Raw genomic sequence first — 17,001 nt, forward strand, 5'->3', positions numbered from 1 at the left:
TTGACGCCCCGGAGATCAAATACACCACCGCTGGCGGCCAGCAGCATACGAGCACGGTGAAATACAACACCGAGGACGCCCACCTCAGGCAGAGCGAGCTGCGGCTGCAAACCAACGTCGCCATCACTAGCGGTCAGCCGCCACTGAGCGCGGTGTTCATCCTGAACAAGATCACGGAGACCGTCGATGGCAGCACGCCGGCCACGACCGAGTTCCTGGCGCTGCTCAAACTCTCCATCACCAGCGGCAAGGAGTCCAACACCGTTGAGACACTCCAAGGCACACTGCCCGCCGGCGTCACCGTGACCGGAGGTGTGGTGTCCCTGCGCCCACCTGCGGCCGTCGAAGGAAAGTATATCCAGTATCACCTCCTCCCGGTTGACATAGCCGTCGTGTTTGGATTCGAGTGGCAGAATTCAGGACGTCAGAGACTCAATGCGAAACTGCAAGCTCGAGCCGAGTCAACTGTGGTCAGTGGAAACACGACCACATTTCTTGTGAGAGCTACCGCTGCCAATGGACAGCAGGGCAAGCTATGGGTGGTCCAGACAGCAAGAGACGAGGCTTCCATCAAAACTGCGCTGGCCTCAGTTCCCTATGTCGCATTTGAAGGACATGCAAATATGGGTCTTGGACCGACTTTTGACGCTGCGGCAATAACCAAAATCAGCGACTTCACAAACTTTGGAAACCCGCAAGCGGCCATTAACTGGCCCTACATGATCGCGAACGAATATCCAAACTTCACCACGATCACCGCCTCAGAGATTCCCGCGACTCCGGCAAATTACACCGTTTTACCTGCAAAAATCAATCTTGAGAGATACCCGAACAATCAAGGGATTGCGCCAGGGGCCAGTTTCACCCTAACAACGCCGTCGATTTGGAACCTTTGGACAGAAAAGCACCATTTCACTAGAGGAAGCAGCGCCAAGTTTTTGATAGTTAATGCCGGAAATTCAGACCTCCCGACGCTTGGCTACCAAACGTTTTTTTACAACTCATGTAATACTGCGCGTGACTTCGGGGAGGTTTTTCAGCATGGCCGAGTGTTCTTGAGCAATGTCTCGTGTTATCCCGACGGGGCAGCGACCGACGAATTTGTTTTCGGGATAATCGAGGGCCAAGCTGAGGCGGACATGCTGAAAGACATGAATGACACCCAGATTGGATTGCCGGACATAGATCCTTCAAAGCCTTCATATCGAGTCGTCAATTATTGAACCATTGCCTGCATGAAAAAAGTCTTCTTGGTGGCTCTAGCGTCCACCCTCACAGCATTGACGGCGCAATCAGCGAGCCTAGAAGGTTCGCTTCGGAGTATTGCCCTTGACCTAGGCAACCGAGAATTGGCAGCAAGAGAGGCTGCAAAAGCCGCGTCAACTATGGCACCTGACTCATTAGTGAATGAATCCCTCGCATTCCTCATAGCCAGCACTGATGCGGCATCAGAAGCAGCTGCTGTTCGATTCCTTCTTGCGATGGAAAAATTTCCATTCGACGCAATGGCGTTGCGTTTGAATACCAGCAAGACTTCCACCGAACGGGCCTACATTCTCCATCTCCTCAATCTTGGTGCGCGAGATCAAACCAGTAGCAATGTCGTTCGCCAACTCGCGTCGACTATGCTCTACGACAAAGGCGCTGGCCTCCGAAGATACGGAGAGGCGCGCGCATATTCCAGTGAAGGGAAACGTGTGTGTGATGTCGCGTATAACATACTCGTGTCTAAACTGGGACTAGAGGCGACGCACCCACTGCTCGACGCTGACAACTTTGCTCCGATAAAGCGCGATCAAATGATCGAGAAATTGGGACTCGAATTAAAGTTGCCCAAGCCACCCTCGTGGGATGAGCCACCGCAAAGCACAAGCAAAGCAGTGACTCCAGCGCAAAAGTCTTCAAAGCCCACCAACGCTCCAGATGCACTCGAAGCAAAGCCAACGACTTCAGCAGCCAGCGAAGAACCGACTTCATCAATGCCGTGGAGTGTGATCGTTGTCTTGATCGTGGCGGCAACTGGCCTGCTGTGGTTGCTGGTGAAGAAACGGAAGTGATCGACAAAAGATGCCAGGCATTATGTGAGCATCTGCAAACGCTAAGCCGCTGATTTTCAATGCTTCCGAGTCGCCCGCAGCCCTGCGGCATTTGGCGCGTGACCGGCGTCAAAAAAACGAAGAACCCAAGCAGCCGGGGGAAACGGGTGCAAATATTCGACTCAATATCCTCCCGCCTCACAGCACGCCAAGGCGGTTCTCAAATCGCCGCGAACGCAAGCAGCCGGGTTTCCCACTTGGCAACACGGCGTGCTGTGGCAGCGTCGGCACCGTGTTGAAAACGTTGTGGCAGCGGAGACTGAACGGGTGGCTGCGCCTCCTGGGCGGTGCTTTGAACCAGGCCGAAGGACTGACGCAGGAAAGGGTCAGGGGTCGATAGTTGGCAGGACTGCTTTCGCTGTCACGAATCGACTCCTGACCCTTTCCTGTTCAGAGTTTGCTCGTTATTTCCTGATGACGTTGTTCCAGCTCCGTGAATGAAGCCTGCCAGTCGAAGCCTGTAGTCTGATCGTGCTGCGCCGCGAGCAAGGCGCGCTCGGCGATGGCCCTGGCCTTGCCGCTGTGCCTTTGCTGCCGCGCCTGTTCCAACTGCGCCTCATGCCGCAGATACAAGGCCATGCGGGTGCCAATGCCCGGGATGGCGGACACAGCCTCCTCGAGTTCGGCAGGAATATCCAAAGTCATGGTCATGAGGGGAGAATATGAGAAGCCGTGACAGAACGCAACCATCGAGAACCAGCACTGCGCTCCTTACACTCGCCGGATCGCTGCGGCGAAGGCACCGTCCATCTGATCGTCCGGCGGGAAGCTGTGGCGGAGTTTGACGGGTTCGAAGCCGGGCGTGGATTCGAGGACGCTGGCGACGAGCTGCTCGTTTTCGGCGGGTTCGATGCTGCAGGTGCTGTAAACGAGGATGCCGCCGGGTTTGAGGACGCGGAGGCAGTTGCGCAGGAGTTGCGTCTGCGTTTGCGTCTGTGCTTGAAAATCGTCGGGTTGGAGCCGCCAGCGCACATCGACACGGCGGCGCATGACGCCGGTGTTGGAGCAGGGCACGTCGAGCAGGATGCGGTCGAAGCCGGGCTTGGCGAAGGCGGGGATTTGCGGGTCTGACCAATCGTGTTCTTCGATGTGAGCGTTGGCGACGTGGAGGCGGTGAAGATTGCCATCGAGACGACGCAGGCGGCCCGGTGAGACATCGCAGGCGATGATTTCGCCCTGGTTTTCCATGAGCTGGGCGAGGAGAGCGGTTTTGCCGCCGGGGGCAGCGCAGGCATCGAGCACTCGGTGGCCGGGCTGCGGGGCGAGCAGGCGCGGGGCGATGGCGGTGCTGGGGTCCTGCATGTATACTTTACCCACGCTCAATTCTTCGCGCGGGAGGTGATCGCAGACGATGAAATCTTCCTGTGGATCGTCCAGGTGCGGATAGAGGCGGTTGATGCGGGCGCAGATCGGGGCAGGGACTTGATTCCACTCGCAGAGGGCGGTGGTTTTGGCTTCGCCGAAGAGGCCGAGCCAGTGCTCGATGAGCCATTTCGGATGCGAGGTGCGGGTTTCGAGCGGCAGGCCGTCAACCATGGCCAGCAGCTCGGCGGATTCGCGGCAGGCTCGGCGGAGAACGGCATTGATGAGGCTGCGGGCACGACCGGTGGCAGCGACGGTTTCGTTCACGGCGGCGTATTCGGAGACTTTGAGGATCAAAACCTGGCAGAGGCCGATGCGCAGGCCCCAGCGGCTGCGGTGGTCGAGGTGCTTGTCCTCGGTGATCACGGCGATCCAGTGGTCGAGCAGGGAGAGATTCCGCAGCGTGGTGAGCACGATGTCGCGCAGGAAGGCGGCATCTGGCAGGCTGAGGCCGTTGTCACGCTGGATGTGATCCATGAGGTCGGCGGCGAATCGCTCTCCGCCGGACCACTCGCCGAGGACATCCAGCGCCATGCCACGAATAGGGACGGTCGGCTGGCGAGTGCGAGAAGAAGGCGGCTGGCGGTCGGGAATCATGTCTGGCATGACTAAGGCGGCGTGGTGCATGGCACAAGCCGCCCTTTGCCCGTGGCGGGACGATTGATTGACAAACTTCCTGCGCCCTCCTTTATAGGCGGCCCCCCGTTTTTCCCACCCGCCCAACCATCCCAGACCATGGATTTTATCGCCAAAAACATCGCCGAAGTCGCCCCTTCAATGACCCTGTCCATCACCAGCCAGGCGAAGGCGCTCAAGAAGCAGGGCGTGGACGTGCTGAGCTTCGGCGCCGGTGAACCTGACTTCGACACGCCCGCTCCGATCATCGCTGCCGCCATTGAGGCGCTCAACACCGGTAAAACCCGCTACACCGAGAGCAATGGCATCCTCGAACTCCGCGAAGCTCTGGCTGCCAAGCTCATGGTGGACAACAACGTGCAGTATGAGGCCTCACAGATCAGCGTGAACTGCGGCGCCAAGCACTCCTGCTACAACGCCATCCTCGCCGTCGTGAATCCCGGTGACGAAGTGATCATCCCGGCTCCTTACTGGACCAGCTACCCGGAAATGGTGCGCCTGGTCGGCGGCATCCCGGTCATCGTTGAAACGAAGCGTGAGAACGGGTGGAAGCTCACGCCGGATGAGTTCGAGGACGCCATGTCCCCGATGACGAAGATGATCATCCTGAACACTCCGGGCAACCCGACCGGCTCTGTTTACACCAAGGATGAACTCAAGGCCTTGGGCGAAATCGCCGTGGGCGAAGGCATCGTGATCCTGTCTGACGAAATCTACGAAAAGCTCGTCTATGGCGGTCATGAGCACGTCAGCATTGCTTCCCTGAGCAAAGAAATTTACGATCACACGATCACCATCAACGGCTTCTCAAAGGCCTACGCAATGACCGGCTGGCGTCTCGGCTACACGGCTGCTCCCAAGAAGATCGCTGACGCCATCGACACCATCCAGAGTCACACCACCAGCAATCCGACCACCTTTGCCCAATACGGCGCGCTGGCCGCCTTGCAGATGGACCAGCAGATCGTCAGCGACATGCGCGACGAATTCGACGTGCGCCGTCAATACATGCTCGGCCGCCTTGGCAACATCAAGAACGTCCGCGTCGTCGAGCCGATGGGCGCCTTCTACTTCCTCGTCGATATTGAGCCGATGCAGATCAAGAGCGTGAACTTCTGTGAGAAGCTGCTCAGCAAGCAGAAGGTCTCCGTCGTTCCGGGCCTGGCCTTCGGTGCCGAGCACACCATCCGTTTCAGCTACGCCACCGGCCTCGATGTCATCAACGCCGGCATGGACCGCTTCGAAGAATTCTGCGGCCAGCATTAATTTCGCAACAACCGTCAACCTCGCAACATCATGGGCATCTACAACAACATCGTCGAAACCGTCGGCAAAACACCGCTGGTGAAGCTCAACAAAGTCACAGCCGGCCTCAACGCCACGATTGCTTTGAAGTGTGAATTCTTCAATCCGCTCGGCAGCGTGAAGGATCGTATCGGCATGGCCATGATCGAAGACGCGGAGCAGCGTGGCATCTTGAAAGCCGACACCGTCATCATCGAACCCACCAGCGGCAACACCGGCATCGCGCTCGCGTTTGTCGCGGCGGCGAAGGGCTACAAGCTCATCCTGACGATGCCTGAAACGATGTCGCTGGAACGCCGCACGCTGCTCGCGTTGCTCGGTGCCGACCTCGTGCTCACTCCTGGCGCTCAAGGCATGAAAGGTGCCATCGCCAAGGCTACCGAACTCGTCGCCAGCACGCCGAACGCGTGGATGCCGCAGCAGTTTGAAAATCCCGCCAATCCTGCCATTCACATGAAGACCACCGCCGAAGAGCTGTGGAGCGACACCGATGGCAAGATTGACATTCTCGTCGCCGCCGTTGGCACGGGCGGCACCATCACCGGCGTCACCGAAGTGCTCAAACCGCGCAAACCGTCCTTCACCGCCATCGCCGTCGAACCCGAAGCCTCCCCGGTCATCAATCAGACCCTCGCTGGTCAGCCCGTGCAGCCCGGTCCGCACAAGATTCAGGGCACCGGCGCTGGTTTCGTCCCTGCGAACCTTCACCTCAAGGATTCCGCCGGTAACGCGCAGATCACCGAGTGCATCAAGGTCAGCAACGACGACGCCTTCGCCATGGCCCGCCGTCTTGCCAAAGAAGAAGGCATCCTCGTCGGCATCAGCACCGGCGCAAACGTCGTCGCCGCCATCGAAGTGGCCAAACGCCCCGAAAACGCCGGCAAACTCATCGTCACCATCGCTTGCTCCACCGGTGAGCGTTATCTCTCCACCGCGCTGGCTGACGAAGCCCGTGCCAAAGTCGGCGCTTAATTTTTCGCCATCATTCGCATGTCTGATTCCAACACGCTCTCGCAGGAAGTCCCGTCCACTGGCGCGGAAAAATTTCTGGAGGACAACTTCCGCAAGCTCGTCTGGCTGTTCATCATCGTGGTGGCAGCGCTCATCGCCTACGGCTTCATTCGTCACCAGAGCACCCTCAAGGCCAACGAAGCCGCCGAGGCGTTCACCGCGGTGAAGACCGTGGAAGACTGTGACCTCGTCATCTCGCGTTACGCCGGCACGAACGCCGCCGCCAACGCGCTGCTGACGAAGGCCGAACTGCTCTGGGATCAGAACAAAAAGTCCTCCGCTGTGGATGTGCTCAAGGAATTCACCACCAAGCACGCCAGCCATCCGCTTGCGGTGCAGGCATTGCTCGGCCTTGGCTCCAAACTGGATGCCATGGGTGACCGCAAGGAAGCCCAGGCCATCTTTGAACGTATCACCAGCGAATTCGCCGCCAGCGAAGCTGCTCCGCTCGCCCAAGTGCGCCTCGGCGACCTGCTGTGGGCCGACGGCAAGGCTGACGACGCCAAAAAGGCTTATGAAGACCTTGCCGTAAAGTTCCCCGACCTGCCCGAGTTCCAGACCATCAGCCAAGACCGCCTCGGCTGGATCGCCGCTGCGCTGCCGACCAAAGAAGTCGATCCGCCGCCTGCGCCCAAGGTCGAGCCCAAGCCCGCCGCTGCGATTCCGGCCATCCCTGGCATGCCCAACATCAATCTGAAGTCAGCCAACAGCGGCATCGGTGCCACCATCGCTCCTCCAACAACGCCTGCAGCACCAGCCATGCTGCCGCCGTCTGCCGTAACCACGCCAGCAGCTCCTGCGCCGCAGCCTGCGGTAACACCAACCGCCCCTGCGCCAACTCCCGCTCCACAGCCAACGACGCCATCACCGGCTCCCGCACCTGCGGCACCGACAGCGCCTGCTCCTGCGCCCGCTGCGCCACCTGCCGCTGCAACGACTCCTCCGGCCACTCCGATTCCAGTAACACCTGCTCCGCCGCCTCCAGCGGCACCGAAGCCTTGATATGTAGGCTGGGTGTGGCGATAGCCCGCCCGGCTGCTTTCGCTCTCGACGGCAAACCGCACAGTCAGACGACCGGGCTGTCACACGGTCATCCTATTTCAGATCAGAGCCACTCGCCGATAGCAGCGATCACTTCATTCCGCTGCGCCTCATTGAGTTCGCCGTAAATAGGAATGCTCAGCACCTCGCCCGCCACTCGATGTGAAACATCGCAGCCGCTGCGTGAGCTTGCGGGCAGGTTCGCAAAGCACTTCTGCTGGTCGAGTGTGACGGGATAATAGATGTCGCAGCCGATCTTCTTTGCCACGAGGTGATCACGCAGCGCGTCGCGTTTGCCATCGAGCACACGCAGCGTGAACTGGTTCCAGATGTGCGAGTTGTGCGCGTAACTAACGGGCAGCACGATCTTTGCGTTCTGTGCAGCCAGCCAGGTGTCCTGCGTCGCCACACACTTGCAGTGCGCCGGATCGGCCTGCACCACGCCGTTGAGTTTGCTCAGTTCGGCGATGTAATGCGCCGCGTTGCGCTGGCGGTCGGCGGTGTATTGAGCGTAACGCTTCACTTTCACGCTCAGCAGGGCGCATTGCAGCGTGTCCATGCGGAAATTCGCGCCGACGTAGTGGTGGTAGTACTTCGGCTTGCCGCCATGCACGCGCAGGACGCGGGCGTACTCGGCCAGTTCGTCGTCATTCGTCACCAGCATGCCGCTGTCGCCGAAACCACCGAGATTTTTGCTCGGGAAGAAGCTGTAGGTGCCGAACTCGCTCATCGTGCCAGCCTGACGGCCCTTGTATTGCGCACCGATGGATTGCGCCGTGTCCTCGATCACCTTGAGTCCGTGTTCCTTTGCCAGCGCGAGGATCGGGTCCATGTCCGCGCACTGGCCAAACAGATGCACTGGCATAATGACCTTCGTTTTGGCTGTGATTTTCTTCCGCGCGTCGTTCACGTCCATGTTGAAGCAGATCGGGCACACATCCGTGAATACTGGAACCGCACCAAGCCGTGAAACCGCTCCCGCTGTGGCGAAAAACGTGAACGCCGGGCACAGCACCTCATCGCCGGGCTGGATGTCCAGCGCCATGAGCGCCAGCAGCAACGCATCCGTGCCGGAGGAAACGGACAACGCATGCTTCACACCGACCATCGTCGCGATTTCCGTTTCAAACGTCTCCATCTCTGGCCCCATGATGAACCGGCCATGCTTCAACACCTGCATGAAAGCGGCCTGGAGTTCGGATTCGAGAGGAAGGTTTTGGGCGTTGACGTCGAGGAGTGGGACAGGCATGGCGGCCGGAAGATGAATGAGAATGAGGCAGGAGCCAGTGCAAGCTGTGGAAACTTCTCGCGCTGGGTGATGGTCAAGGCTGCGCCGTCAAGGAAGGTCAAGATCGTCAAGGCGTGCCTGCCTTGACCGCTTGACCATGCTTGACGCCTGATCGCCTACATCCGCTCCGTCGTCTGAATGCCCAGCAGGCCGAGGCCCGTCTTCAAAACGCGGCTGGTGGCATCGCAAAGCGTGAGGCGCGTGTTACGCACAGTGCCTTCGGCGCGCAGCACGTTGCAGGCCTCGTAGAAGCTGTGGTAGGTGTCGGCGAGTTCATAGAGGTAACCGGCGAGCAGATTCGGGCGATGATCGACGAGCACGTCGTGCGTGGTTTCGGCGAACTGGGCGAGTTTCATCGCCAGCGCACGTTCGGCCGGCTCGGTGATCGTTAAATTAGGCGTCAGCGTGACTTCGCCATCCAGCTTGCGGAAGATGCTCTTGGTGCGGACGTAGGCGTTGATGAGGTAGGGCGCGGTGTTGCCTTGCAGCGCGAGCATCTTGTCCCAACTGAACTTGTAGTCGGTCATGCGGTGCTGGCTGAGTTCGGCGTATTTCACAGCACCGGTTCCGATGACCTGCGCAATTTGCGCTTTTTCGTCATCGGAGAAGCCTTCACGCTCGGCAACGACGACGGCGGCGCGTTCGACGGCTTCATCGAGCACTTCGAGCAGGCCGACGCTCTCGCCAGAACGCGTTTTGAACATCTTGCCGTCCTGGCCGAGGATGCTGCCAAAGGCGATGTGGCGCATGCTGGTGGTCTGGCCGCGCTTTTTGGCGACCTGGAAAAGCTGGCGGAAGTGCAGTTCCTGGGGCGCACCGACGACATACCAGATTTCATCGGCCTGCCATGCGTTGATGCGATGATCAATCGTTGCGAGGTCGGTGGTGGCGTAAAGGAAGCCGCCGTCGCTCTTGCGAATGAGGCAGGGCTTGTCGGCGAGTTCGGGCACATCGCGGAAGAACACGCAGGTGGCACCATCGCTGATTTCCGCGATGCCGCTGGCGAGTAGGTTTTCGACGAGCGGCGCAAGCTGGTCGTTGTAATGGCTCTCGCCGAGGAAGTGGTCGAAGTGGACATCGAGCTTCGCGTAGATCGTGCGGAGCTGGTCGAGTGAGAGAGCCACGCAGCGCTGCCAAATATCGAGATTTTCAGCATCACCTTGCTGCAGCTTCACGAGTTCGTTGCGACAAGTGGTCAACACGGCTTCATCGGCCTTCGTCTGCGCATTCACGTTCTTGTAAACGCGTACGAGTTCATGAATCGGGTCTTTTTCGAGAGCGGCGTGATCGAGGATCGTCTTCCAGCCATGCAGGATCATCCCGAACTGCGTGCCCCAGTCGCCGATGTGATTGTCGGTGATGACGGTGTGGCCGATGAAGCGGGCGATGCGCGCAAGGCAGTCGCCAATGAACGTGCTGCGGATGTGGCCGACGTGCATCGGCTTGGCGATGTTCGGCGCGGAGAAATCAACGACGATGGTCTTCGGCTGCTCGACCTGCGGTACGCCGAGATGGTCGTCTTTGACGATGACACCGAGCTTCTGGCCGAGCGCCTCGGCGCAGAGCGTGAAATTGAGGAAGCCGGGGCCGTCCACGGTGATTTTTTCGCAAAGATCATCCACTTGGAGCGCCGCTTTGATTTGTTCCGCCAAGGCACGCGGGTTGGTCTTGAGCTGCTTGCCCAATGTCATCGCCGCATTGCTCTGGTAGTCGCCAAAGCGTGTGTCAGAGGCGATGACGACGGACACGGCGAAACCTTCGGGCAAAGCGATGCCAGCGGCGGTGAAAGCGGCTTGGAGACGGGAGGTGAGCAGGGCGCGGAACATGGGGCGCGCCTAGTAGTCTGCGGGCGGAGTTAATTCAACGACAAAGCCCGGCACGACCACGCGAGCAGCCGGTCAATTGGGCGGGTTGTTGATGGGTTTCCATCGCTTGTCGTAGTATTGATCCGCCTTGAGTGATGGGATGACCTCGGGCATTTTTTCGAGCGTGGGAGAGGTGGACTTGGTGAACACGACAACGTTTGTGGGGTCGGTGATTTGAAGAACCCAGCCATCGTATTTGTAGCCAAAGGTCACCCCGTTGGAGGCGTTGCTGTCAAACTGGGTCACGACCGTCTGTCCCTCGCTTTCCAGCACCTGCTTGGGTGCCAGAGCAACGTCAAAGTCATGGCGCAGCAAAACCTTGTAAATACCGCGCTGAGAGGCGCTTTCGCCGATCAGGACGAAAGCGGCTTTGAAACCGTTATAGGCCTGGGCTCCTGTGTTCGTCAGTTTGATCTTGGGAGTGATGACCTGGCTCATGTCATCGTACTGGGTGGATTTAGACGGGCGGCTGATCGTGACGTCAGCCCGCACGCCTCTCGAAAAGTCAATTTTGGGAGCAGCCGCAGCGGTTGGTGTCGTGGCAGGAGGAGGCAGCGAGAGCGGCTTGGATGGCTGTGGAGGTCGCGGTGCAACTGACGGAGTGGCAGCCGCCACCATGGGCACCGGCATGGCAGGAGCGGCATTGCCGGGAGATGAGAACGCGGATGCCACGATGGCGTTAAACGGCTTCAAGTCACCCAGACTGGCGAGCAGCGCCCCGCAGCGTGCGGCTCCGAGACGATCACCGGCCTGCTGACGCTTGGTGACGAGGGCTTGGAGACCGGTGCCGAGATTCTGGCGCAGCGCACTGGCAGACTCCTTGCGGCGTGTTTCGAGCTGCGCGAGCTGCTGGCGGTAGATGCCACGGAAGCGCTTGTGATCGCCGGAGGTGGCGGCGTCGGTGGCGGGATCAGGCACCGGCAGGCCTTTGGCGATGGCATCCGCCTCGGCGTTCATGTTGATCTGATCTTTGGGAGAGGCGGTGACGGCGGAACGCTTCAAGGCGGCTCCGTATTTGGTGGTGAGATCACGGACTTGAGCTTGAAGTTGGTCATCGTTGGCGATGGAGTCGGCAGGGGCAGCCTGCGCGTGCAGGGCGGCGAGTTCGGGATCAAAGCTCTTGAGTTTGGAAAGCTGGCGGGTGGCGAGGTCGATGAATCCTTGGTCAGAGCCGAGCTTGTTCAGTTCAGGCAGGCGGATGACGAGAACATCATAGTCCTCGGGTTGCGGATTCTTGATGTCGAGCGGGAAGCCGGAAACGAGCAGCCATTGGTTATCCTGGGAGATGCTGGCCGCGTAGGTGCGCAGACCAACGTTGAGACTGGCGAGTTCGGCCCCTGTTTCAGCCTCGCGTATGATCATGCTGCCATTGGCGTAACCGCAGACGATGAGCCGCCCGGCAGCCGCCCAGGTGCTGCTGGAACAACTGACGCCTGCCGGCGCCTCCATGCTGGAGCGGGTGGTGAGCGCGGGCACATCGAGCAGGTAGAGGGTGCCGAGGCCGCCGGCCAGCGTGCTGCCGTCCGGGGAGAGGGAAAGTCGGTTGCGAATGTTGATGTAATCCGGCAGATGGCGCACGAGGCGATGGTCGGGCACGGAGAAGAGCGAGGCCCAGGCTTTGTCGCTGATGAGGCTTTGTGTCGAGTTAGTTCCTTGGTTGGGATTTGGCTTCATCGTGGTGCCAATGACCAGAACTTGGGCGGCACCATCCGGCTGGGCTGGAGGCAGCGGGAAGATCTGATAGGCCGCACGCGTCCAATCGGAAAATTGCTGGAGCACGGCACCCTTGGCAGGATCCCAGTAATACACGCCGCCGTTGGCGTCATTGCAGAGCAGATAGACGCTCTTTTGGTCGGCGGCCCATGCGGCGAGAGACAGCCGGTTCGTGGGCGCTTTGATGCTGGCGGTCGTTTTGCCCTCCTCGATGTCGAAGATGGCGACTTGATCGCTGTTAAACGACCAGAGCAGGATGCTGGTGCCAGCGGCGGCGGCCTGCATGCCATGAATGTCGCCCACCGGCGAAGGAAAGCGCTTCAATTCAGCGCCGGTGGTCAGATCCCAGAGGATCAGCGTGTCGTCATGGCCGCCGGAGACGGCGCGACGCTGGTCGGGGAGCAGGGCGCAGGAGTAAACGAGTTCCGTGTGGCCTTTGAGGCGCTTGAGGACGGCGAATTCACCAGGTTCAGGCTTGAACGGGCCGGCGGGAGCATTGCCAACGATGGTCGGTGCCGGAGCCGCAGGAGTGTTCACTGTTGGCGGCGTGGTTTCCGGCCCGGCTGTTGGGGCGGGAGAAACTGCCGGAACGGGTGTGGTGGCGGCAGTTTTTTTGCCCTGCGTATCCTGTGTGTTCTGCGTTCGCTCACGCTGGATGAACCAGCCACCAATCATCAGCAAAGCGACGCATGCGGCGGCCCAGAGCCATCCGGGCACTCCCTGAGGTTGCGGCACGCTGGACACCGGTGTTTGGCGCACCCGGGCCTGCAAATGCGGTGGCGGACGATGCACGGGCGCGACTGGTGCTGCCGAAGGGATGGCGGCGGCGGCGCTGAGGAAGCTTTTGATTTCACTGCAATGTTGGAAACGCCGCGCTGGGTCCGCCATCATGCAGCGGCTGACGACGCTGGCGAAGTCCGCCGGCACGCCCTGGCACACGGCGGTGCCGGCTGCCTGTGGCGTGAGCTTGGTGAACATCTCGTGGATGACGATGCCGAGGGCGTAGATGTCGGCGCGGTGATCCACCGGCGCACCTGCCTGGAGTCGTTCCGGCGCGACGTAGTCCGGCGTGCCGTACTCGATTTCGCCGGAGGTGTCGGTGTTCTTGTCGCGGGCGAGACCGAAATCGACGATCTTTGCCTGCCAGTTCTCGGTGATGAGGATGTTGGCGGGCTTGATGTCGCGGTGAATGACGCCGTTATCGTGAGCGTATTTGAGCGCATCACAAAGCTGCGGGACGAGGCTGCGGATGTGGGCGGGCGTGAGTTCCCCACCTTGGATGAGACGATGCAGGTCCTGGCCGTGGACGTGCTCCATCACGAGGTAGAGATGGCCTTCACTGGTCTGGCCGAAGTCATGCACGGCGGCGATGTGCGCGTGCGTCAGCTTGGCCATGGAGCGTGCCTCGGTGATGAAGCGGCTGGTGTCGTCCTCATTGAGAGAAGCGGACGCAGGCAGCAGCTTGATCGCCGCCCAGCGGTCCAGCGCGGCCTGTCTGGCGAGGTACACCGCCCCCATGCCGCCCACACCCAGGATGTCATGAAATTCGTACTGCGGCAGCAGTGCCGCCATTTCCTCCAGGGTGGGGAAGACTGCGCCTTCTGCCGGTTGTTCTTCGGTGAAATCGCTCGGCGTGTTGCTTTCGTCGCTCATGAGAGAATGAGTGGGTTGAGTTTTAAACAAATCCTAAATCGAACGGGGCAAAATACTCAATCAAAAGAACCGGATGGCAAGCGACATCCGCGACATCCTTATTGATTCAAACTGCTGTCGTAGGTCGGGTGTGGCGACAGCCCGCCCGACTCTTGAGCGCTCGCCCGGCCAGCGTACGCCCAAAAGACGAGCGGGCTATCGCCACACTCATCCTACATTTCCGGATGCACCTGTGGGCGAACTGATGTTTGCGGCACTGTTGAAGCGCCGTTCCACGCCTTGTCACACCTTCACCGCGCGGACTTCCTCGGCGCTGGTGAGCGTGCGGCTGCTGCCGTCGGGCAGGGCGAGGATGAGATGGCCTTCTTCGTTCAGATCAAGGACGCGGCCAAAAATTTCGCGACCTTCGACGCTGGCACGGATTTGTTTGCCGAGGAGCCAGCTTCGCTCACGCACTTCGGCGATGGCGCTGGAGAAATCGTCGTCGAGACGCTGGAACTCGCGGTGCAACGCTGCCAGCAGGCGTTGGGCGAGGGCATTGCGGTCGAGCTCGGGCAGGGCGGGGGAGTTCAGTTCGTTGCGCAGCGAGGTGGCGACGATGCCGGGGGCGAATGCGCGGGCGTTGACGTTCAAACCGATGCCGAGCACGAGCCGCATGCCGCCACGCGTTGAAACGGTCTCGGCGAGCAGACCGCTGATTTTGCGGTCGCTTAAATAGATGTCATTGGGCCATTTGATGCGCGGTTGCAGCGGCAGTTCGGCCTCGATGGCCTTGCTGATGGCGAGTGCGGCCAGCGTGGTGATGCGCGGCCAGCGTTCGAGCGGTGCCTCAGGCCGCAGGAGCAGTGAGAACATCAAATCTTTGCCGCGTGGGGAGATCCACCGGTTGTCACGGCGTCCACGGCCTTGGGTTTGCGATTCAGCAAAGACGACGGCACCGGCGGGCAGGTTGCTGGCGTTTTGCTTGAGCCAGTCACTGGTGGAGCCGACTTCATCCAGCACCGTGACCTGCCACGGCAGCGTGGCATCATTCAAAGCGGTGACGTCGAGCGGGATCATGGGTGGGTAGAGAACAACATTCAGGGGGAAAACGGAACAAAGCACCGCCAGTCAATCACTTTACACCAGCATTGAATCTGAATTTCCTTGTCAAAGCACGGCTGAATTTGCTATTTAGTGAAAATGCTTCAATCGCAAGCCGATTCTACGAGTGCAAGCGCGCAGTTTCGCCGTGCTGCATGCAGTGCTTTGACGCATGGGGGAATGACCTCTGATCCGGCCATGTTGCCATCCAGCAGGCCGCTCAGACCTGCGCAGTCTGCCAAGAATCTCGGCATGCAGGCCCACAGTTCAGTCATGCGGTTGTTTTGTCGGGCGGCAGCGGCGGCATGTCCGCCCATGCTGCGCTCGTGTCCCAGTGCGCGGCAGGTTTATCACCGAGCTGGAAAAGCTTATCTCAGCATGCAGACAGTCTATTCCGCCATGCAGAAACCTTATCTGACCTCACTGAAACCTTATCCGACCATGCGGAAACCTTATCCCGTGATGCAAAAGTGTTATCCTGACACATTGAAATCTTATCCAGCCTCCTTCGAGCCCTAAAACCGCTCATTTCTGCGAAAACCCGCCTTTTTAGCCCTTTCACCCAACCAACACCATGCCAGACACACCCGCCCCTGCACCTGCGGCACCTGATGCCGACAAACCCAAACGCACCCGCAGCCCCATCAACCAGGAATTCCTCGACGAAATCGAAGATTCCCGTGATGTCGCCGCCGCCGCCAGCGATCCCGCCCACACCGCCGCCTTGGCAGCAGTTGAGCTGGATGCCACCCTGCCTGCCAGCATCACCGCCCTCGCCACCGAGGTGGAAAATGACCTGGGCGACCTCATCGGCAGCCGTGCCGCGAAAAAAGCCAAGACCGGCGAGCACGACGCCGATCGCGAGGCCATCCTCGCCGCCCTGGCCCCCATCCAATCCGCCGCCAAGCGCAAATACAAGGGCGACCAGGAGGCCATGCGGCAAGCCTACGGCGCCGGCACCACCCTCAGCAGCGAAGGCACCGAAGACATCGCCACCTTCGCCACTGGCGTCTTGAAACGCCTCAGCCCCGGTGAAAACAACGCCCCGCCCGCCGACACCCTCCCCGGCATCAAACCCGGCGCGAATGGCGTCATCGACACCCTCTCCAAAGCCCTCGCCAAACGCGGTGCCACCTCCACCGCCCGCACCACCCAGCAAAACAAAGCCAGCGCCACCCTGGAGCAGATCACCGCCAAAGTCGAAACCCTCGCCACCCACCGCAAGGAAATCCAGCTCGCCGCCGACCAGGCCTGGCCCTGGCGCAAAGACGGTGTCGAAGCCATCCGCAAAGCCTTCCTCCTGCCGGTGGATCGGCCGTTGAGAGATTGATCAGTGATGACATGCAGTTGAAAACAGTGGTTCCCCATCTTTTACCCCCAATCTTTTACCAGCCAAGTTATTCAGGAGCACTCGAACTCAATACGGCTTGATTGTGGAACGGGGGGTAACCTCCAAACGGCAAGCATATCGGCAAAAAGATGGGCGGTAAAAGATGAAGTCTGGCTTCGCATTTTTTACCGCCCACTTTTTTGTCGGCCAGTTAGTCAGGAGTAACCGAACTACGCTGCGCTAAAGTGTGGAGGCGGGAGTAACTTTCCATTGGTAAAAGATGGTGGGTAAAAGATCAGAAAACAATGGCTCCCCATCTTTTACCCCCAATCTTTTACCACCAAGTTATTCAGGAGCACTCGAACTCAATACGGCTTGATTGTGGAACGGGGAGTAACCTCCAAACGGCAAGCATATCGGCAAAAAGATGAACGGTAAAAAATGAAGTCTGGCTTCGCATTTTTTACCGCCCATTTTTTTGCCGGCCAGTTAGTCAGGAGTAACCGAACTCCGCTGCGCTAAAGTGTGGAGGCGGGAGTAACTTTTCGTTGGTAAAAGATGGTGGGTAAAAGATCAGAAAACAATGGCTCCCCATCTTTTACCCCCAATCTTTTACCA

Annotated in this window: 12 protein-coding genes; 6 read left to right on the top strand and 6 right to left on the bottom strand. The window is 59.6% G+C overall.

The window, feature by feature from the left end; all coding sequences use genetic code 11:
* Nucleotides 1–1,223: hypothetical protein (locus ACKVY0_RS22565; RefSeq protein ID WP_409217114.1), on the top strand; the 1,223-nt coding region annotated here is incomplete at its 5' end.
* Nucleotides 1,224–1,235: 12 nt separating this feature from the next.
* The gene (locus ACKVY0_RS22570; RefSeq protein ID WP_409217115.1) at nucleotides 1,236–2,057 is read left to right on the top strand and encodes a hypothetical protein; all 822 of its coding nucleotides are present in this window, start codon (nucleotides 1,236–1,238) and stop codon (nucleotides 2,055–2,057) included.
* Between the two features lie 429 nt (nucleotides 2,058–2,486).
* Here the strand turns inward: ACKVY0_RS22570 and ACKVY0_RS22575 are convergent, their stop codons facing one another.
* Nucleotides 2,487–2,747, bottom strand: coding sequence for a hypothetical protein (locus ACKVY0_RS22575; RefSeq protein WP_409217116.1), 261 nt, complete (start codon nucleotides 2,745–2,747; stop codon nucleotides 2,487–2,489).
* Between the two features lie 60 nt (nucleotides 2,748–2,807).
* Nucleotides 2,808–4,055, bottom strand: coding sequence for an RsmB/NOP family class I SAM-dependent RNA methyltransferase (locus ACKVY0_RS22580; RefSeq protein ID WP_409217117.1), 1,248 nt, complete (start codon nucleotides 4,053–4,055; stop codon nucleotides 2,808–2,810).
* Between the two features lie 138 nt (nucleotides 4,056–4,193).
* On the opposite strand from ACKVY0_RS22580, the gene ACKVY0_RS22585 reads away from it, so the two are divergent.
* Genes ACKVY0_RS22585 through ACKVY0_RS22595 form a run of 3 tightly spaced genes read left to right on the top strand, consistent with a single transcriptional unit; the run spans nucleotide 4,194 to nucleotide 7,412 of the window.
* The gene (locus ACKVY0_RS22585) at nucleotides 4,194–5,360 is read left to right on the top strand and encodes a pyridoxal phosphate-dependent aminotransferase (protein WP_409217118.1); all 1,167 of its coding nucleotides are present in this window, start codon (nucleotides 4,194–4,196) and stop codon (nucleotides 5,358–5,360) included.
* Between the two features lie 30 nt (nucleotides 5,361–5,390).
* Nucleotides 5,391–6,371 carry a cysteine synthase A gene (gene cysK, locus ACKVY0_RS22590; RefSeq protein WP_409217119.1) on the top strand — a complete coding sequence of 327 codons (981 nt, stop codon included), beginning with the start codon at nucleotides 5,391–5,393 and terminating at the stop codon, nucleotides 6,369–6,371.
* A gap of 18 nt (nucleotides 6,372–6,389) precedes the next feature.
* Nucleotides 6,390–7,412 carry a tetratricopeptide repeat protein gene (locus ACKVY0_RS22595; RefSeq protein WP_409217120.1) on the top strand — a complete coding sequence of 341 codons (1,023 nt, stop codon included), beginning with the start codon at nucleotides 6,390–6,392 and terminating at the stop codon, nucleotides 7,410–7,412.
* A 103-nt stretch (nucleotides 7,413–7,515) separates the two neighbouring features.
* On the opposite strand, the gene ACKVY0_RS22600 is transcribed toward ACKVY0_RS22595, so the two are convergent.
* From ACKVY0_RS22600 to ACKVY0_RS22615, 4 genes are all read right to left on the bottom strand, one after another.
* Nucleotides 7,516–8,700 carry a DegT/DnrJ/EryC1/StrS family aminotransferase gene (locus tag ACKVY0_RS22600; protein ID WP_409217121.1) on the bottom strand — a complete coding sequence of 395 codons (1,185 nt, stop codon included), beginning with the start codon at nucleotides 8,698–8,700 and terminating at the stop codon, nucleotides 7,516–7,518.
* A gap of 155 nt (nucleotides 8,701–8,855) precedes the next feature.
* Entirely contained in the window at nucleotides 8,856–10,565 is a 1,710-nt protein-coding gene (gene argS, locus ACKVY0_RS22605) for an arginine--tRNA ligase (RefSeq protein WP_409217122.1), read from the bottom strand.
* Between the two features lie 72 nt (nucleotides 10,566–10,637).
* Complete coding sequence (locus ACKVY0_RS22610) at nucleotides 10,638–13,970, bottom strand: protein kinase domain-containing protein (protein ID WP_409217123.1); 3,333 nt, start codon at nucleotides 13,968–13,970, stop codon at nucleotides 10,638–10,640.
* A 282-nt stretch (nucleotides 13,971–14,252) separates the two neighbouring features.
* Nucleotides 14,253–15,029, bottom strand: a complete 777-nt coding sequence (locus tag ACKVY0_RS22615; RefSeq protein WP_409217124.1) for a biotin--[acetyl-CoA-carboxylase] ligase — start codon at nucleotides 15,027–15,029, stop codon at nucleotides 14,253–14,255.
* A 598-nt stretch (nucleotides 15,030–15,627) separates the two neighbouring features.
* Here ACKVY0_RS22615 and ACKVY0_RS22620 point away from each other — a divergent pair.
* Nucleotides 15,628–16,383 carry a hypothetical protein gene (locus ACKVY0_RS22620; protein WP_409217125.1) on the top strand — a complete coding sequence of 252 codons (756 nt, stop codon included), beginning with the start codon at nucleotides 15,628–15,630 and terminating at the stop codon, nucleotides 16,381–16,383.
* The last annotated feature ends 618 nt before the right edge of the window (nucleotides 16,384–17,001 follow it).

Source organism: Prosthecobacter sp., from assembly GCF_046154365.1.
Taxonomy (GTDB): domain Bacteria; phylum Verrucomicrobiota; class Verrucomicrobiia; order Verrucomicrobiales; family Verrucomicrobiaceae; genus Prosthecobacter.